The following is a 16,669-nucleotide window of genomic DNA, read 5'->3' on the forward strand; positions in this document are numbered from 1 at the left end:
GCGCGCCGAGCCCGGCGAGCTGCATCAACCGCGCATCGGATTGTCTTTCCGTTGGCGCAAGGAGTCTTACATGCCGGATAACGGCCTCAGTTTTACCCTCAAGTCCACCAGCGGTGGCGCGCGGCGCGGCAGTGTCGAGCTCAATCACGGCGTGGTGGAGACGCCGGTCTTCATGCCGGTTGGTACCTACGGCACCGTCAAGGCCATGGCACCCAACGAGCTGAAGGAGATCGGCGCGCAGATCGTGCTGGGCAATACCTTCCACCTCTGGCTGCGGCCGGGCCTGGATGTGGTGGCCAAGCACGAGGGCCTGCACCGGTTCATGGGTTGGGACAAGCCCATCCTGACCGACTCGGGCGGGTTCCAGGTGTTCAGCCTGGGCGCCTTGCGCAAGATCACCGAGGAAGGGGTCAAGTTCTCGTCCCCGGTCAATGGCGACAAGCTGTTCCTGACGCCGGAAATCTCGATGCAGATCCAGGCGACGCTCAATTCCGACGTCGTCATGATCTTTGACGAATGCACGCCGTACCCGGCGGATGAAAAGACCGCCGCCACCTCGATGCGGCTGTCGGCGCGCTGGGCGCGCCGGTCCAAGGATGAGTTTGAGCGGCTGAACAACCCCAATGCCCTGTTCGGTATCGTGCAAGGTGGCATGCACGAGCGGCTGCGCGACGAAAGCCTGGCCGGCCTGCAGGACATCGGCTTTCATGGCTTTGCCATCGGCGGCCTGAGCGTGGGGGAACCGAAAGAAGATTTCGCCCGCGTCCTGGACTATACGGCGCCGAAGTTGCCCACCGACAAGCCGCGCTACCTGATGGGAGTCGGCACGCCGGAGGATCTGGTGTACGGGGTATCGCAAGGCGTAGACATGTTCGATTGCGTGATGCCGACCCGCAATGCCCGCAATGGCTGGCTGTTTACTCGCTGGGGTGACGTCAAGGTCAAGAATGCCCGCTACAAGGACGATGTGCGGCCACTGGACGAGAGCTGTGCCTGCTATGCCTGCCAGAATTTCAGCCGGGCCTATCTGCACCACCTGTTCCGTACCGGCGAGATCCTGGGTGCGCGCCTCAACACCATCCACAATCTTTATTACTATCAGTGGCTGATGGCCGAGATGAGACAGGCTATCGAGGTCGACCAGTTCCCGGCCTTTGTCACGCGTTTCCATGCCGAGCGGGGTCGCGGCGTAGATTGAGCGGCTTGTTACCCATCATGCAAAAAGGACGGCGATGCCGTCCTTTTTGCTGTGAATCTGGCCGTGCTTAGTGCCGTGCAGGCTTGCCGTCGCGGATTTCCACCTTGTCGCCGGGTTTGAAGTCCGGCTCGCTGCTGAAATCGGCTTGCTGGATTTCGCCGTTGTAGAGGCGGGTGCTCACCTGCCATACCTTGTGGTGGCCGACTTTTTCCTCGATCTTGCGGCCGACCAGTGCGCCACCCACCGCGCCGACTGCCGTGGCAACGTTCTTGCCGGAGCTGCTGGCATTGCCGGCCAGTTTGCGACCGACGACCGCCCCGACGACGCCGCCACCGACCGTACCGACTGCCGAGGCCTCGCCATCGCGCTCGACCACCTTCACTTCGCTGATGCGTCCGCAGGTATCGCGACACTTGAGCGCCAGGTCGCGCTCGTGGCTGGCGGCCTTCAGGGCATCCTGGCGTACTAGGGTGGCCGTCTTCTGGCAGCCTGCCAGCGCCTTGCGCGACCCTTTTTCACATTGATGCACCGCCTGCTTGTAATCCTCGGCAATGCGTACCTTGTCGGCGTTGTAGGCCTCGATCAGGGCATCCGCCGCGAATGCGGCGGGCAGGAGTGCTGTTGCGAGCAGCAAAAAAGTGAGGCGCATTATCATTTATCCCTGTTGTCATGTTTTATTGTGATCTGGGCCCTTGCTGGCGGGCGGAGCGCATTTTAGCTGGCTGTCATTGAACTGTTGGTTTCATTGCGATCTAAGAGCGGACGTACGAGCTTGTGTTCATATGTCAACCGACCCTAGAATGCGCGGCTCGATTCTCGCGCGCCTGTATGGTCTGCTTGGCTATACAGGCGCGATTCGCTCCAGGCCTGTTGCCGCAGCCTACTGCTTGCGCAACGGCCAACCCGCCCGCATGTAGTGGGGTGGGAATATCAATTGTTTACCGGGACCTGCTCCATGTTTATCAGTACTGCTTACGCTGCTGCACCTGCCCAAGCGGCACCAGGGTTCGACCTGATGTCCTTCCTGCCGATGATCGTGATCTTCGTGCTGTTCTATTTCCTGCTGATCCGTCCGCAGCAAAAGCGCATGAAGGAACAGAAGGCCATGCTGGACGCGATCGCCAAGGGTGATGAAGTCGTGACCAGCGGTGGTGTGCTGGGTCGTGTGGTCAAGGCGGGTGATGCCTACCTGACGGTCGAGATCGCCGATGGCGTCGAGATCGTGGTACAGCGTGGCGCGGTATCCGCCAAGCTGGAAAAAGGCACCGTCAAGGCGCAACGCTAAGATTCAACACGGGCAGGCAGCACCTGCCCGTTTTCACTACGGCATGACGCCGCACGGGTCCCCCCGCCATGAATCGTTATCCCATCTGGAAGTATCTGGTCATCCTGGTCGCCATCGTGGCCGGCCTGATCTATACCGTTCCCAATCTTTATGATCCCAGCCCCGCTGTCCAGGTCTCGGGCGCCCGTTCCGGCGTCAAGGTCGATACAGCCACCATGGATCGTGTCGAGCAAGCCCTGGGTACTGCAGGCCTCAAGCCTGAAGGCATCTATCTGGAGGCCAACAGCCTCAAGGTGCGCTTCAAGGATACGGATGCGCAGTTCAAGGCGCGCAGCCTGATCGAAACCACCCTGGGCGATAACTACGTCGTTGCGCTCAACCTGCTGGCCAACACCCCGTCGGTGCTTGCCAAGCTCGGTGCACACCCGATGTCCCTGGGTCTGGACCTGCAGGGCGGTGTGCACTTCACGCTCGAAATCGATATGCGGGCCGCGATCGACAAGAATTCCGAACGGGTCGCCGGCGATGTGCGCCGCGAGCTGAAGGACAAGAAGATTCGTGCCACGGTGCGCCGTAGTGGCGACCTGGTGGAAGTCCAGTTCCGCGATGCGGACAGCCTGAAGTCGGCTCGGACCGCCATCGAGCGCATCCTGCCGGTCATGCAGATCCAGGCGCAGAGCGGCGAGGGTAACTACAAGCTGCAACTGAGCTACTCCGAGCAGGAGCGTCAGCGTATCCAGAGCGATGCGGTGAAGCAGAACATCGCCACGCTGCACAACCGGGTGAACGAACTGGGTACCACCGAGCCGGTGATCCAGCAGCAAGGCGCCGACCGCATCGTGGTGCAGTTGCCTGGCGTGCAGGATACCGCGCGTGCCAAGGACATCATTGGTCGTACCGCCACCCTGGAAGTACGCATGGTGGAAAGCGACCCGGCCAAGCTGACCGAAGCCATCGCCGGCAACGTGCCGGCTGGTTTCGAGCTGATGGAAGAACTTGATCCGCGCGGCAACCGCCCCATCCTGATCAAGAAGGAAGTCGAGCTGACCGGCGAGAACATCAACGGTGCGCAGGCAGGTTTTGACGACCAGAACCAGCCGGCCGTTCATATCAACCTCGATTCGGCCGGTGGCCGCATCTTCCGCCAGTTGACCCATGACAATATCGGTCAGCGCATGGCCATGATCCTGGTGGAAAAGGGCAAGGGCCAGGTTGTGACTGCACCGACCATCCGGGTCGAGCTGGGTGACAAGTTCCTGATTTCCGGTGCCATGACCACGACCGATGCGAACGATACTGCCCTGCTGTTGCGTGCCGGTTCGCTGGCGGCGCCGATGACCGTTGTCGAGGAACGCACCATCGGCCCAAGCCTGGGCAAGGAAAACATCAGCAAGGGTTTTCACTCCACGCTGTACGGTTTCTCCGCCATCGTGCTGTTCATGCTGATCTACTACCGGGTGTTCGGCCTGACCGCATCGTTTGCGCTGGGCGTGAACCTGCTGTTCCTGATTGCGTTGCTGTCGGTCCTGAGCGCGACGCTGACCCTGCCGGGTATCGCGGCCATCGCGCTGACGCTGGGTATGGCCATCGACTCGAACGTGCTGATCAATGAGCGTATCCGCGAGGAAGTGCGTGCCGGGCTGCCGCCGCAGACCGCCATCAAGGCCGGTTACGAGCATGCCTGGGCGACGATCCTGGACTCCAACATCACGACCCTGATTGCTGGCGTATCGCTGCTGATCTTCGGTTCTGGCGCGGTGCGTGGTTTCGCCGTGGTGCATTGCCTTGGCATCCTGACCTCGATGTTCTCCGCCGTGGTGGTATCGCGCGGCGTGGTCAACCTGATCTACGGCTATCGCCGCAAGGTCGGCAAACTCGCCGTTTAAGCAGGAAATACAGTCATGCTGGAATTATTCCATTTCAAAAAAGACATCCCGTTCATGAGCTACGGGAGGCTGACGACGACGATCTCGCTCGTTACCTTCCTGGCTGCCGTGTTCTGCTTGTTCTGGAAGCCGCTCAACCTGAGTGTGGAGTTCACCGGTGGTACCGTGCTGGAAGTGCGCTACGCCCAGGCGGTGGATCTGACCCAGGTTCGTGAGCATGTCGAATCGCTGAATATCGGCGGCCAGCACAAGGAAATCGTGGTGCAGGCGCTGGGTACGGCCCGTGACGTGATGATCCGTCTGCCGGTGGTCAAGGACAGCAGCAGTGCCAAGCTGTCCGACATGGTGATGGAAGAGCTGAAGAAGACCGACCCGAGCGTCGAGCGCCGCAAGGTGGAGTTCGTCGGTCCGTCGGTGGGTGATGAGCTGGTCAGCCACGGCCTGACCGCGCTGGCCATGGTCTGCGTCGGCATCATCATCTACCTGGCCATCCGCTTCGAATGGCGTTTTGCCGTGTCGGCCATCCTGGCCAACCTGCACGACGTGGTCATCATTCTTGGTGTGTTTGCCTTCTTCCAGTGGGAATTTTCGCTGACGGTGCTGGCGGCGGTACTGGCGGTGCTGGGCTACTCGGTCAACGAGTCAGTGGTGGTGTTCGACCGGATTCGCGAAAACTTCCGCAAGGCGGGCCTGCGTGGCAAGACCGTGCCGGAAGTGATCGACAATGCGATCACTGCGACCATGAGCCGTACCGTGATCACCCATGCTTCGACCGAAATGATGGTGCTGTCCATGCTGTTCTTCGGTGGCCCAGCACTGCACGGCTTTGCCATGGCGCTGACCATCGGCATCGTGTTCGGTATCTACTCGTCGGTGCTGGTGGCGTCGCCGCTGCTGCTGCTGCTGGGCGTAAGCCGCGAGAACATGGTCAAGCAGGTCAAGACCAAGGAAGAGGCTGTCGTTTAAGTCTGCAGTTCCGGGCTGGTGACGGGATGGCCAGGCCATCCGGTCGCCGGCCTGTCACCGTGCTGCCATGCACGTCTTTGCTTGTCCGATAGCAACTACAGGGCCTGTTGATTCAGGTTTGGCCGTGGATTTCTCCCTCTTTGATATCTTCCTGCATCTCGACAAGTACCTTGCCGCGATGGTGGCGCAGTACGGAGTGTGGATCTACGTTTTCCTGTTCCTGGTGATTTTCTGCGAGACCGGGCTGGTGATCATGCCCTTCCTGCCGGGAGATACCCTGCTGTTCGTGGCGGGTGCGGTGGCGGCCACCGGTGGGATGGACCCGTGGATACTGGCGGCCTGCCTGATCGTCGCGGCCATCCTTGGCGACTCCACCAACTACCTCGTCGGCCGCCTGGCCGGCAAGAAACTGTTTTCGAACCCGCGTTCCCGCCTGTTCCGGCGCGACTATCTGACGCGTACCGAGGCCTTTTACGCCGAGCATGGCGGCAAGACGGTGGCGATGGCGCGCTTTGTCCCCATCGTCCGTACCTTCGCCCCCTTCGTCGCCGGCATGGCGGCCATGCCCTACTACCGCTTTGTCACCTTCAGCGTGCTGGGTACCCTGGCCTGGGTCGGTTCCCTGGTCACGCTGGGTTATCTGTTCGGCAATGTCGAATTCATCCGCAGCAATCTATCCTTGATCGTAGTGGCGGGCATGGGCGCAGTCCTGTTGCCGGTGCTGCTGCAACTGATGCGGGGCTGGCTGCTGCGCCGTCGTACTATCTGAGGTTGGCGCGCTGGCCGCGCTCATGAAGATGTCTGAAGATTTCTATACCGATAAGTCACAGGTGCGCCGCGCTTTCGAGCGTTCGGCCCACTCCTACGATGCCGCTGCGGTACTGCAGCGCGAGGTTGCCGACCGCATGCTTGAGCGGCTCGACCTGGTCAAGCTGGCCCCGAACCGGGTGCTGGACGCCGGCAGTGGTACCGGTTACGCCGGTCCACGCCTGCGCAGCCGCTACAAGGATGCGCGCCTGATCGAGCTGGATCTGGCGCAGGCCATGCTGCAAGTGGCCGCCAGCAAGCTCGGCATCCTTGACAAGGTCTTCGCCAGACGGAACTGGCAGGTCTGCGCGGACCTTGAATCCTTGCCCTTGGCCAATGAATCGGTCGAACTCGTATGGTCCAGCCTGGCGATTCAATGGCTGAACGAACCGGACCGGGCTTTCCGCGAGTTTCATCGGGTACTCAAGCCGGAAGGCCTGCTGATGTTCAGCAGCTTCGGTCCGGATACTCTGCTGGAACTCAAGCACGCATTCGCAACCGTAGACAAGCGACCGCACGTCAATCGCTTCATCGACATGCACGACCTGGGCGATGCGCTCTCCCACGCCGGCTTCTCGGCGCCGGTGATGGACATGGAGAAGTTTGTCCTGACCTATGACGACGTGAAGTCGGTGATGCGCGACCTCAAGGCGATCGGTGCGCACAATGTCGCGGTAGGCCGCAGCCGTGGCCTGATGGGCAAGGAGACCTTCCAGCGCGCGTGTGATGCGTATGAGAAGCTGCGCAAGGAAGGCAAGCTGCCCGCCACCTACGAGGTGGTCTACGGCCATGCCTGGAAGCCGCAGCCCAAGCCGCAATTGGCGGATGGCCGGCAGGTCATCGAGTTCCGTCCCCGTTCCAAGCCGTGAACGCCTACTTCATCACCGGCACGGACACCGAGGTAGGCAAGACCTTTGCCACCGTGGCGCTGTTGCGCGAGGCTGTCAGGGCGGGGCACCGCGCCGTGGGCATGAAGCCATTGGCGTCGGGCTGCGTGCGCAACGCGGATGGATCGCTCGACAACGAGGACGTGCTGGCGCACGCCGCTGCCAGCAATGTGGCGGTAGCGCGCGAACATGCCAATCCCTATGCCTTCCTGCCGCCGATCTCGCCGCACCTTGCGGCCAGGGAAGCGGGTGTGGCGATCGAATTCGCACGAATACAACAGTCCTTCGAGCATTTGTCGGGGCTGGCCGACCTGGTCCTGGTCGAGGGGGCTGGCGGCTGGCTGGCGCCACTGGATGAGCAGCGCAATATGGCCGACCTTGCCCAGGTGCTGGGCATACCGGTCATCCTGGTTGTCGGCTTGCGGCTGGGCTGCCTGAACCATGCGCTGCTGACCGTGGAGGCCATCAAAGCCCGTGGGGTGAAGCTGGCGGGCTGGCTGGCCAATTGCGTGGACCCGGCCATGCGGGCGCGTGATGACAATCTGGTCTATCTAAAGCAACACATTGCCGCCCCGTTCCTGGGCATGATTCCCCATTTTGATGTAGGGCAAAAAGCCGAATCGAATCAAGAGCAAATACTCGATTTCCGGCTGAAAGTGCTTATCAAATAAGGATTTGTGGGCAAATGCCCCGTTGAGTACCCCGAATACCTCTGCTAGGATTCGTGCGACTTTTTGCCGCAGGTCTTGATCTGCATCAAGGCAAGCAGCAAAACGACACGACGCCGGAAACACCGGCGCAGAGGGAAACGACGCCCGCGCCCGTGGGCGTGTCGTCATGGGGACAATATGAAGAACCGTGTATCCAGATCGCTTGCTGCGCTTTCGACAGTCGCCAGCATGTCTGTTCTTGCCGAGTACCAGCTCAACCTGCAAGCACCCGTCACCAAGGTCGCGCGTGAAGTCTACGACCTGCATTCCTTCCTGCTGTATATCTGCGGCGGGATATTCTTGGTGGTCTTCGGCTTGATGTTTTATTCGATATTCAAGCATCGCAAGTCTGTCGGCCACAAAGCAGCCAATTTCCATGAAAGTACCAAGGTCGAACTGATCTGGACCATCATTCCGGTCCTGATCCTGGTCGGCATGGCTTATCCGGCCACCAAGGTGGTACTGGAACAGAAGGATACCCGCGGTGCCGACATGACCATCAAGGTCACCGGCTACCAGTGGAAATGGGGCTATGACTACCTCGACGAGGGCATCAGCTTCCATAGCCGGCTGAAGACACCGCAAGAACAATACGAGAACTTCGGCGGCGAGAAGCCGGTCCGCAATGCGGACTATCTGCTGGAAGTCGACAATCCGGTCGTCGTGCCGGTCGGCAAGCGGGTACGCCTGTTGCTGACCGCCAATGACGTGATCCACTCCTGGTGGGTGCCGGCCTTCAGCGTGAAGCAGGATGCAGTGCCCGGCTTTATCCGTGACAGCTGGTTCCAGGCCGAGAAGGAAGGCGTCTATCGCGGTCAGTGCGTGGAGCTGTGCGGCAAGGATCATGGCTTCATGCCCATCGTCGTGCACGTGGTCTCTGCCGATAAATACAAGGCCTGGGTCGACGAGCAGAAGAAGCTGATGGCTGCCAACCAGGATGACCCGAACAAGGTCTGGACGCTGGCGGATCTGCAAGCCCGCGGCCAGAAGGTCTACGACGCGAACTGCGCCGTGTGCCACAAGCCGGACGGCAAGGGCCAGGGGGCTTTCCCTGCCCTGGATGGCTCCAAGATCGCCGGCGACAAGGCGCACAAGGACGACCATGTACGCATGGTGCTCGACGGCAAGGGAGCCATGCCTGCCTGGGCCAAGACCTTGTCCGATACCGAAATCGCGGCCGTGATCACTTACGAGCGCAACGCCTGGGGCAACAAGACCGGCGACCTACTGCAACCGGCTGATATCAAAGCCGCCCGCAAGTGATAGCGAGGACACGACAATGACAACGACTACCCATACTCCTGATCACGCCCACGGGCATGATGATCATGCGCATCACGCGCCGACAGGCCTGGGTCGCTGGCTGACAGCGACCAACCACAAGGACATCGGCACGCTGTACATGTGGTTTGCCTTCATCATGTTCCTGACGGGCGGGGTGATGGCACTGTGCATCCGGCTGGAACTGTTCCATCCCGGCCTGCAGTTCTTCAAACCCGAGCTGTTCAACCAGTTCACCACCCTGCACGGCATCATCATGGTGTTCGGCGCCATCATGCCGGCCTTCACCGGCCTCATGAACTGGCAGATTCCGCTGATGATCGGCGCGCCGGACATGGCGTTCGCCCGGATGAACAACTGGTCGTTCTGGTTGCTGCCGCCGGCTGCCCTGCTGCTGATGATCTCCTTCGTGGTGCCTGGCGGCGCAGCCGCTGCGGGCTGGACGCTGTATGCACCGCTGTCCACCCAGATGGGCATGGGCATGGACCTGACGATCTTCGCGATCCATATTATGGGTATCTCGTCCATCATGGGTGCGATCAACATCGTCACCACGGTGCTCAATATGCGCGCACCCGGCATGACGCTGATGCGGATGCCGATGTTCGTCTGGACCTCGCTGATCACCGCCTACCTGCTGATTGCCGTGATGCCGGTGCTGGCTGGTGCCGTGACCATGGTGCTGACCGACCGTCACTTCGGTACCAACTTCTTCAATGCCGCCGGTGGCGGTGACCCGGTGCTGTACCAGCATGTGTTCTGGTTCTTCGGTCACCCCGAGGTCTACATCATGGCCCTGCCAGCCTTTGGCGTGGTCAGCCAGGTGATTCCGGCCTTTGCCCGCAAGCCGCTGTTTGGTTACCACTCGATGGTGTACGCCACCTCGTCCATCGCCATCCTGAGCTTCATGGTGTGGGCGCACCATATGTACACCACCGGCATGCCAGCAACGGCGCAGATCTTCTTCATGTACGCCACCATGCTGATCGCGGTGCCGACCGGTGTGAAGGTGTTCAACTGGATCGCCACCATGTGGCAGGGCTCAATGACCTTCGAGACCCCGATGCTGTTCGCGATCGGCTTTGTCTGCCTGTTTACCTTCGGTGGCTTCTCCGGCGTGGTGCTGTCGGTCGCCGCCGTGGATATCCAGTTGCAGGATACCTACTACGTGGTGGCGCATTTCCACTACGTGCTGGTGGCCGGTGCGCTGTTCTCGTTGTTCTCCGCCGTCTACTACTGGCTGCCGAAGTGGTGCGGCTACATGTACAACGAGACCGCCGGCAAGATCCATTTCTGGTGGTCGATGATCGCCTTCAACATCACCTTCTTCCCGATGCACTTCCTGGGTCTGGCCGGCATGCCGCGCCGTATCCCGGACTATGCCACCCAGTTCACCGAGTTCAATTCGATGGCGTCGGTCGGTGCCTTCCTGTTCGGCATCGCCCAGGTCTACTTCCTGTTCGGTGTGCTGCTGCCCACCTTGCGCGGTGGTGCCGGTCCCGCACCGCAGCGCCCGTGGGAGGGTGCGCATACCCTGGAATGGGAAGTGCCGTCGCCGGCACCGTTCCATACCTGGGAAGAGCCGCCTGCACGCAAGCTGGTGGACGATTTGTCCGCGCTGCAGAAACTGCACTGAGCCGACGGTACATCTCGATGCAAAACAAGAATGTCCGTACTGCCCTGATACTGGTGAGTGTCGCCGTGGTGTTTGCCTTGGGCTACGTGGCGCGCTTCCTGTTGCTGGGGCGCTGAAACGGTATGCATAGCGATGTACGAGCCGATAACCGCCGGCTGCTGATCAAGCTGGCCGTTATTGCTGTGGGCATGTTCGCCTTTGGCTACGCCCTGGTGCCGTTCTACGAAAAGATCTGCGAAGTAGCTGGCATCAACAACCTGCTCAAGCCGGATGTAGTTGCCAATACCCAGGTCGACGCCAAGCGCTGGGTGACGGTGGAGTTCGATGCGAATCTGCGTGGTGACCTGCCCTGGCGCTTCAAGCCCGAGCAGACCAAGCTGAGCGTGCACCCTGGCCAGCTGGTGCAGGTGGCCTACGATGTAGAGAACACTACAGGTCGTACCGTGGTGGGGCAGGCGGTGCCGAGCTATGGCCCGGCGGTCGCGGCCAAGTATTTTGGCAAGCTCGAGTGCTTCTGCTTCAAGCAGCAGACCTTCGAGCCGGGTGAGAAGCGGCGCATGCCGGTGGTGTTCGTGATCGACCCGTCGTTACCAGCTGAGGTAGAGACCATCACGCTGTCTTACAGCTTTTTTGAAGTGGCAGGCACCAGCAAGCCGAGTACCTGAATGAGGCTTGGGCGAGCCAGGCCCGTCGAGCGCTAGCGTCGAGGACCTGGGGTGTTCTGCAGTGTTGATTTTGGGATTGTTGACCCTGGTACGCAGCGTTACCAGTCAGTAACTGGTTGCCCGGTCCAGACATGCTGTAAAGCAATATCTATAAGGGAGCAGACAATATGGCAACACATCAACCCGATTATTACGTACCGCACCCTTCCAAATGGCCGCTGGTTGGCTCTTTTGCCCTGTTCTTTATCGGCCTGGGCGCCGCGCTGACCGTGAATTCGGTGACGGCCGGCACCTATTCGCTGGCCCTGGGCTTCGCCATCCTGTTGTGGATGCTGTTTGGCTGGTTCGGCGATGTCATCAAGGAATCGGAGGGCGGGGTCTACTCCAAGCGTGTCGATCTCTCGTTCCGCTGGGGCATGGGCTGGTTCATCTTCTCCGAGGTGATGTTCTTCGCTGCCTTCTTTGGGACCTTGTTCTATCTGCGTACCATCTCGGTGCCGGAACTGGGCAACGTCGAGCACAAGCTGCTGTGGCCTGATTTCACCGCCGTGTGGCCGACTTCGGTTGCACCCAATGGCGCGGCGCCGTATGAAGTGATGGCACCGTGGGGCCTGCCGGCCTGGAACACGCTGATCCTGCTGACCTCCGGCGTCACGCTGACCGTGGCGCACTGGGGCATGATGAAGAACAACCGCACGCAACTGAAGCTGGGCCTGCTGGTCACGGTGTTGCTCGGTGTGCTCTTCCTGGGTCTGCAGGTCTACGAGTACAGCCATGCCTGGGGTCATATGGGCCTGACGCTGGCATCCGGCGTTTATGGTGCGAGTTTCTACATGATGACCGGCTTTCACGGCATGCACGTGTTCATCGGTGCGCTGATGCTGGCCGTGATGCTGGCGCGCTCGAGCAAGGGGCACTTCACTGCCGAGCACCATTTCGCCTTCGAAGCGGCCGCCTGGTACTGGCACTTCGTGGACGTGGTGTGGCTGATCCTGTTCGTGTTCGTCTACTGGCTCTGATCGACCGGCTTGAAATGACAATGGTGCAGCGCAGGCTGCACCATTTGTTTATTGAGAGCAGGGGTGTCGGTTTTCAATAGACGCCATGGGGCTGGATCCAGCCCAGGCGATAAGCCAGCATCAGCATCAGGAACAGCGCGACCGACAGGGCAACCCGCAAGGTCAGCGCCTTGACGGTGCGCTCGGATGAACCTTTCTGGCGGATCAGGCTGTACATGGCACTACCCAGTGCCGCCAGGATGCCCAGTATCAGCAGGACAACAATGATCTTCATATTGATAGCAAGTCCTCGGGTTATTGGGGGCGCTTCCCGTAAGATCGGTGCTTGAAGCGCCGGTACGTCGCCAGTGTAGTGTTGTCCACCCCTCTCTCGCCAGTTGTTCCCCATGCCCTTGCGTAAACCCCGTTTGCTGATCGTGATTGCCACCGTGCTGTTCGTGGCGCTGACGGTGCGTCTGGGCTTCTGGCAGCTGGACCGGGGACAGCAGAAGGCTGCTCGGGCCAGCCAGATGGCGGCCATGGACAAGCTGGCAGCGGTGGGCTGGCAGGGAGAGACCGGTGAAGGGGTCTGGCTGCGTCGTTACCAGGTCAAGGGGCGTTGGCATCCCGAGGCCCAGATATTTCTCGATAACCGGTTGGAAGCAGGCCGGCCCGGCTTTCACGCGCTGGCGCCGCTGGAACTGGCAGACGGGCGCTGGTTGCTGATCAACCGGGGCTGGTTGCCCAAGGTGGTGGGTCAGCTACCGACAGCACCCTTGCCGGAAGGCGAAGTCAGACTGCTGGTCAGGCTGGTAACGCCAACCCAGCATTACGTGGAGTTGGCAGCGGACAAGACGGGTGGGGTGGTCTGGCAGAACCTGGACTGGGACCGCTACCGGCAGATGAGCAAGGCACCGCTGGCTGCGGCGCTGGCTTATCAGCTGGATGGCAAGGATGGCCTGTCGCGCAACTGGCCGGCTCCCGACCTGGGTGTTGAAAAACACTATGCCTATGCCGGGCAATGGTTTTTATTCGCGGCGCTGGCCGTCGCACTGTTCATTATCTTGCACTGGAAGCGTCGCAGCACATGAATGCACCTGTTACCGCCACAAGCAGGAACCGCCGGGTTCTCTATACCGTCATCGCGGTTTCCATCGCTCCGATTCTTGCCTCCTACCTGCTGTACTACTTCTGGAAGCCGGCAGGCGGCCTGACCTTCGGCCAACTGCTGGAGGTGAAGCCGGTGCCGACATTCCGGCAGGTGACGCTGGACGGCAAGCCAGCCAGCCTGGGGGACTTCAAGGGCAAATGGCTGTTGGCCATGGTAGATGACGCCAGCTGCCAGGGAAGCTGCCTCGATACCCTGCATGTGTTGCGGCAGGTTCGCCTGGCGCAGGGCAAGGACATGGGCCGGGTGGAGCGGGTCTGGCTGATGCTGGGCAATGCCAACCCGCCGGCCGAGGCACAGACCCGCGCCGATGGTGCCCGGCTGCTCCGCGCCCAGGACCCGGTGCCGCTGCCAGGTGACCAGACGGGGGGCTACTACCTGATCGACCCACTCGGGAACCAGGTGCTCCGCTATCCACGCAGTGCCGATCCGGTCAAGGTGATCAAGGAAATCGGCAAGCTGCTCAAGAACAACGAGAACCTGGGCTGATCACATGTTTCGCAAACTCGCCCTGTTGGCGGCCGTCTGGACTTTCTGCCTGATCGTTCTGGGCGCCTATGTCCGATTATCCGATGCCGGCCTGGGTTGCCCGGACTGGCCAGGCTGCTATGGCAAGGCCTCGCCCATCCATGCGCTGGAGCAGATCAGCGCGGCCCATGCCGACCAGCCGCACGGGCCGGTCAGCCTGGCCAAGGCCTGGAAGGAGATGGTGCATCGGTACTTTGCGAGCGGCCTGGGGGTGTTGATCCTGGTGCTGGCGGTCCTGGCCGTGCGGCAGCGCCGTCAGCTGCGGCAATCGCCGCTGTTGCCGATCGGTATCTTCTTTCTTGTCTGCTTCCAGGGTGCGTTGGGCATGTGGACGGTGACCTTGCTGCTCAAGCCGGCCATCGTCACCAGCCACCTGATCGGTGGTATGAGCATGCTGGCGCTGCTGGTCTGGCTATGCCTGAGACAGCGTGAGTGGGCCAATATCGAGCGGCAGGCCGTTGGCCTGCGCAAGTTTGCGGTGCTGGGGCTGGTGGTCGTGGCATGCCAGATCATTCTTGGCGGCTGGGTCAGTACCAACTATGCCGCGGTGGTGTGTACCGACTTCCCGACTTGCCAGGGTAGCTTGCTGCCCAATATGGATTTTCGCGACGCTTTCCATGTGCATCGTGAGCTGGGCCAGACGCCCGATGGTGTCTTGCTGAGCATGGCGAACCTGACCGCCATCCACTGGCTGCACCGGCTGGGGGCTTTGCTGACCTTCTGCTACATCGCCTGGCTGGCCTGGCGCTTGTATGCCCGGAACGTTTTGCGTAGCCTTGCCCTCGGCATGGGTGTGGTGTTGCTGGTACAGATCGCACTTGGCATCAGCAATGTGCTGCTGCATCTGCCCTTGCCGGTGGCGGTGCTGCACAATGCGGGTGCCGCACTATTGCTGACCTTGCTGGTGGCATTGAATTTCCGGCTGGCGCAACGACGCTAGCCTGTGTGGCGCACGATAAAAAGCAGTAGGAGACAAGCATGACCGCCACGACACTTGCCAAACCCGACCCGGGCCTCAAGGCTCGCCTGCGTGAGTTCCTGGCCCTGGCCAAGCCGCGGGTCGTCGCCCTGATCGTATTCTGCGCCGTGATCGGCATGTTCCTGGCTACGCCGGGCCTGCCGCCCATGGTGCCCGTGCTGGCCGGGACGATAGGCATCGCCCTGGTTGCCGGTGCCGCCGCCGCGATCAATTGCCTGGTGGAACAGAAGATCGATGCGCTGATGGCGCGTACCCGTGCCCGTCCGTTACCGCGTGGCCAGATCACCAGTCGACAGACGCTGGGTTTTGCCCTGCTGGTCGGCGGTCTGGGCTTGTGGTTGCTGTATGCCTGGGTGAACCCGCTGACCATGTGGCTGACGCTGGCGACCTTCGTCGGTTACGCCATCATCTACACCATCGTGCTCAAGCCCAGCACGCCACAGAATATCGTGATCGGCGGTGCCTCCGGTGCCATGCCGCCCATCCTGGGCTGGGCAGCCGTGACCGGTACGGTCAGCCATGACGCGATGATCCTGTTCCTGATCATCTTTGCCTGGACCCCGCCCCACTTCTGGGCCTTAGCGCTGTATCGCCGTGACGACTATGCCCGCTCCGGCCTGCCCATGCTGCCCATTACCCATGGCGAGGCCTTCACCCGCCTGCATGTGCTGCTCTATACCTTCATCCTGACGGCGGTCACGCTGCTGCCGGTGGCGACCGGCATGTCCGGCATGATCTATCTGGTTAGCGCAGCGCTGCTCGATGCTGCCTTCCTGATCTACGCCTGGAAGATCTGGCGCAGTTACTCCGATGCGCTGGCGCGTAGCGCCTTCCGTTATTCCATCCTTTATCTCTCGCTGCTGTTTGCGGCGTTGCTGCTGGATCACTACCTGATGATCCCGCTGGGTTGAGCCATGGCCATTCGTTTTTCCGCTTTGCTGCTGTCCGCCCTGCTCGGGCTTGCTGCCTGCAGCCAGGCACCGCAACTGACCTTTGAGGCAACCGATGTGACGGGGGCGCCCATCGGCGGCGAGTTCCAGCTGACCGGGCACGATGGCAAGCCGCGTAGCCTGAGCGAGTTCAAGGGCAAGGTCGTCGTGCTGTTCTTCGGCTATACCCATTGCCCGGATGTCTGCCCCACCACCATGAGCGAACTGGCGTCGACCATGAAGCAGTTGGGGGACAAGGCCAAGGATGTGCAGGTGCTGTTCGTGACGGTAGACCCGGCGCGCGATACGCCGGCCTTGCTGGCGCAGTACGTACCGGCCTTCAATCCGGGCTTTATCGGCTTGAGCGGCACGCCGGAGCAGATCCGCAAGGTGGCTGACAGCTACAAGATCGTCTATCAGAAGAGTGGCGAAGGTGACGCGAACTACACGGTGGACCATAGCGCCGGTAGCTATATTCTCGACAAAGAGGGTAAATTGCGGCTCTTCGTCAATTATGGGGCAAGTGCCAAGGTCTTTTTTCATGACATTGGCCTATTATTGGCCTCGTAAGTGGCCTCCTGCTGTCGCCATGCCTGTGGATAAAATTGTGTTGAAGCAAGCCCTGCTTGGCGTGTGGCAGAATCTATAAATCATATAATTACATCAGGTCAGCTAAGACTGTGGCGGAAACGGACAACAACCCTTCTGCGGAAGGCAAAAGCCCGATTGCTCTGATACCCGAGGGT

At 60.9% G+C, this 16,669-nt stretch carries 19 protein-coding genes; 17 read left to right on the forward strand and 2 right to left on the reverse strand.

What is annotated here, in order from left to right:
* Positions 1 to 70 precede the first annotated feature (70 nt).
* Positions 71 to 1,198 (forward strand): tRNA guanosine(34) transglycosylase Tgt, encoded by a 1,128-nt coding sequence (gene tgt / locus ACYVHK_RS00705; RefSeq protein WP_460526561.1) that lies wholly within the window; start codon positions 71 to 73, stop codon positions 1,196 to 1,198.
* A 67-nt stretch (positions 1,199 to 1,265) separates the two neighbouring features.
* Here the strand turns inward: tgt and ACYVHK_RS00710 are convergent, their stop codons facing one another.
* Entirely contained in the window at positions 1,266 to 1,847 is a 582-nt protein-coding gene (locus ACYVHK_RS00710; RefSeq protein ID WP_460526563.1) for a glycine zipper 2TM domain-containing protein, read from the reverse strand.
* Positions 1,848 to 2,153: 306 nt separating this feature from the next.
* Here ACYVHK_RS00710 and yajC point away from each other — a divergent pair, with 306 nt between their 5' ends.
* The 11 genes from yajC (at position 2,154) to ACYVHK_RS00765 (ending at position 12,340) form a co-directional block, all read left to right on the forward strand.
* Positions 2,154 to 2,483 carry a preprotein translocase subunit YajC gene (gene yajC, locus ACYVHK_RS00715; RefSeq protein WP_460526565.1) on the forward strand — a complete coding sequence of 110 codons (330 nt, stop codon included), beginning with the start codon at positions 2,154 to 2,156 and terminating at the stop codon, positions 2,481 to 2,483.
* 68 nt (positions 2,484 to 2,551) lie between these two features.
* Positions 2,552 to 4,369, forward strand: a complete 1,818-nt coding sequence (gene secD / locus ACYVHK_RS00720) for a preprotein translocase subunit SecD (RefSeq protein WP_460526567.1) — start codon at positions 2,552 to 2,554, stop codon at positions 4,367 to 4,369.
* Between the two features lie 18 nt (positions 4,370 to 4,387).
* Positions 4,388 to 5,335 (forward strand): protein translocase subunit SecF, encoded by a 948-nt coding sequence (secF, locus tag ACYVHK_RS00725; protein WP_460527166.1) that lies wholly within the window; start codon positions 4,388 to 4,390, stop codon positions 5,333 to 5,335.
* A gap of 124 nt (positions 5,336 to 5,459) precedes the next feature.
* Positions 5,460 to 6,104 (forward strand): SNARE-associated domain-containing protein, encoded by a 645-nt coding sequence (locus ACYVHK_RS00730; protein WP_460526569.1) that lies wholly within the window; start codon positions 5,460 to 5,462, stop codon positions 6,102 to 6,104.
* 22 nt (positions 6,105 to 6,126) lie between these two features.
* Positions 6,127 to 7,011 carry a malonyl-ACP O-methyltransferase gene (bioC, locus tag ACYVHK_RS00735; protein ID WP_460526571.1) on the forward strand — a complete coding sequence of 295 codons (885 nt, stop codon included), beginning with the start codon at positions 6,127 to 6,129 and terminating at the stop codon, positions 7,009 to 7,011.
* A complete protein-coding gene (bioD, locus tag ACYVHK_RS00740; RefSeq protein WP_460526573.1) occupies positions 7,008 to 7,700 on the forward strand; it encodes an ATP-dependent dethiobiotin synthetase BioD in 693 nt (230 codons plus the stop codon). Before bioC ends, bioD begins: the two co-directional genes overlap by 4 nt.
* Positions 7,701 to 7,928: 228 nt before the next feature.
* Positions 7,929 to 9,002: a cytochrome c oxidase subunit II gene (coxB, locus tag ACYVHK_RS00745; protein ID WP_460526575.1), complete on the forward strand. Its 1,074-nt coding sequence runs from the start codon at positions 7,929 to 7,931 to the stop codon at positions 9,000 to 9,002.
* 16 nt (positions 9,003 to 9,018) lie between these two features.
* A complete protein-coding gene (gene ctaD / locus ACYVHK_RS00750) occupies positions 9,019 to 10,656 on the forward strand; it encodes a cytochrome c oxidase subunit I (protein ID WP_460526577.1) in 1,638 nt (545 codons plus the stop codon).
* A gap of 17 nt (positions 10,657 to 10,673) precedes the next feature.
* Positions 10,674 to 10,772, forward strand: coding sequence for a cytochrome oxidase small assembly protein (locus tag ACYVHK_RS00755; protein WP_460526579.1), 99 nt, complete (start codon positions 10,674 to 10,676; stop codon positions 10,770 to 10,772).
* Positions 10,773 to 10,778: 6 nt separating this feature from the next.
* Complete coding sequence (locus ACYVHK_RS00760; protein WP_460526581.1) at positions 10,779 to 11,321, forward strand: cytochrome c oxidase assembly protein; 543 nt, start codon at positions 10,779 to 10,781, stop codon at positions 11,319 to 11,321.
* Positions 11,322 to 11,488: 167 nt separating this feature from the next.
* A complete protein-coding gene (locus ACYVHK_RS00765; RefSeq protein ID WP_460526583.1) occupies positions 11,489 to 12,340 on the forward strand; it encodes a cytochrome c oxidase subunit 3 in 852 nt (283 codons plus the stop codon).
* Between the two features lie 73 nt (positions 12,341 to 12,413).
* Here ACYVHK_RS00765 and ACYVHK_RS00770 read toward each other — a convergent pair whose 3' ends face one another.
* Complete coding sequence (locus ACYVHK_RS00770; protein ID WP_460526585.1) at positions 12,414 to 12,614, reverse strand: DUF2909 domain-containing protein; 201 nt, start codon at positions 12,612 to 12,614, stop codon at positions 12,414 to 12,416.
* A 112-nt stretch (positions 12,615 to 12,726) separates the two neighbouring features.
* On the opposite strand from ACYVHK_RS00770, the gene ACYVHK_RS00775 reads away from it, so the two are divergent.
* From ACYVHK_RS00775 to ACYVHK_RS00795, 5 genes are read left to right on the forward strand one after another with little or no spacing between them, the layout of a single operon-like run.
* Positions 12,727 to 13,410, forward strand: a complete 684-nt coding sequence (locus ACYVHK_RS00775) for an SURF1 family protein (protein ID WP_460526587.1) — start codon at positions 12,727 to 12,729, stop codon at positions 13,408 to 13,410.
* Entirely contained in the window at positions 13,407 to 13,976 is a 570-nt protein-coding gene (locus tag ACYVHK_RS00780; protein WP_460526590.1) for an SCO family protein, read from the forward strand. The genes ACYVHK_RS00775 and ACYVHK_RS00780 overlap by 4 nt, the downstream gene beginning before the upstream one ends.
* Positions 13,977 to 13,980: 4 nt before the next feature.
* Positions 13,981 to 14,955: a COX15/CtaA family protein gene (locus tag ACYVHK_RS00785; RefSeq protein WP_460526592.1), complete on the forward strand. Its 975-nt coding sequence runs from the start codon at positions 13,981 to 13,983 to the stop codon at positions 14,953 to 14,955.
* Positions 14,956 to 14,993: 38 nt separating this feature from the next.
* Positions 14,994 to 15,905, forward strand: a complete 912-nt coding sequence (gene cyoE / locus ACYVHK_RS00790) for a protoheme IX farnesyltransferase (RefSeq protein ID WP_460526594.1) — start codon at positions 14,994 to 14,996, stop codon at positions 15,903 to 15,905.
* Between the two features lie 3 nt (positions 15,906 to 15,908).
* On the forward strand, positions 15,909 to 16,493 hold the full coding sequence (locus ACYVHK_RS00795) for an SCO family protein (RefSeq protein WP_460526596.1): 585 nt from the start codon (positions 15,909 to 15,911) through the stop codon (positions 16,491 to 16,493).
* The last annotated feature ends 176 nt before the right edge of the window (positions 16,494 to 16,669 follow it).

Source organism: Chitinimonas naiadis (genome assembly GCF_054780835.1).

What these genes read in the sequence shown, in the direction of transcription:
- tgt (WP_460526561.1), top strand. Translation starts at nt 71, where the DNA reads ATGCCGGATAACGGCCTCAGTTTTACCCTCAAGTCCACCAGCGGTGGC.
- ACYVHK_RS00710 (WP_460526563.1), bottom strand. Translation starts at nt 1,847, where the DNA reads ATGCGCCTCACTTTTTTGCTGCTCGCAACAGCACTCCTGCCCGCCGCA.
- yajC (WP_460526565.1), top strand. Translation starts at nt 2,154, where the DNA reads ATGTTTATCAGTACTGCTTACGCTGCTGCACCTGCCCAAGCGGCACCA.
- secD (WP_460526567.1), top strand. Translation starts at nt 2,552, where the DNA reads ATGAATCGTTATCCCATCTGGAAGTATCTGGTCATCCTGGTCGCCATC.
- bioC (WP_460526571.1), top strand. Translation starts at nt 6,127, where the DNA reads ATGAAGATGTCTGAAGATTTCTATACCGATAAGTCACAGGTGCGCCGC.
- coxB (WP_460526575.1), top strand. Translation starts at nt 7,929, where the DNA reads ATGTCTGTTCTTGCCGAGTACCAGCTCAACCTGCAAGCACCCGTCACC.
- ctaD (WP_460526577.1), top strand. Translation starts at nt 9,019, where the DNA reads ATGACAACGACTACCCATACTCCTGATCACGCCCACGGGCATGATGAT.
- ACYVHK_RS00755 (WP_460526579.1), top strand. Translation starts at nt 10,674, where the DNA reads ATGCAAAACAAGAATGTCCGTACTGCCCTGATACTGGTGAGTGTCGCC.
- ACYVHK_RS00760 (WP_460526581.1), top strand. Translation starts at nt 10,779, where the DNA reads ATGCATAGCGATGTACGAGCCGATAACCGCCGGCTGCTGATCAAGCTG.
- ACYVHK_RS00765 (WP_460526583.1), top strand. Translation starts at nt 11,489, where the DNA reads ATGGCAACACATCAACCCGATTATTACGTACCGCACCCTTCCAAATGG.
- ACYVHK_RS00770 (WP_460526585.1), bottom strand. Translation starts at nt 12,614, where the DNA reads ATGAAGATCATTGTTGTCCTGCTGATACTGGGCATCCTGGCGGCACTG.
- ACYVHK_RS00775 (WP_460526587.1), top strand. Translation starts at nt 12,727, where the DNA reads ATGCCCTTGCGTAAACCCCGTTTGCTGATCGTGATTGCCACCGTGCTG.
- ACYVHK_RS00780 (WP_460526590.1), top strand. Translation starts at nt 13,407, where the DNA reads ATGAATGCACCTGTTACCGCCACAAGCAGGAACCGCCGGGTTCTCTAT.
- ACYVHK_RS00785 (WP_460526592.1), top strand. Translation starts at nt 13,981, where the DNA reads ATGTTTCGCAAACTCGCCCTGTTGGCGGCCGTCTGGACTTTCTGCCTG.
- cyoE (WP_460526594.1), top strand. Translation starts at nt 14,994, where the DNA reads ATGACCGCCACGACACTTGCCAAACCCGACCCGGGCCTCAAGGCTCGC.
- ACYVHK_RS00795 (WP_460526596.1), top strand. Translation starts at nt 15,909, where the DNA reads ATGGCCATTCGTTTTTCCGCTTTGCTGCTGTCCGCCCTGCTCGGGCTT.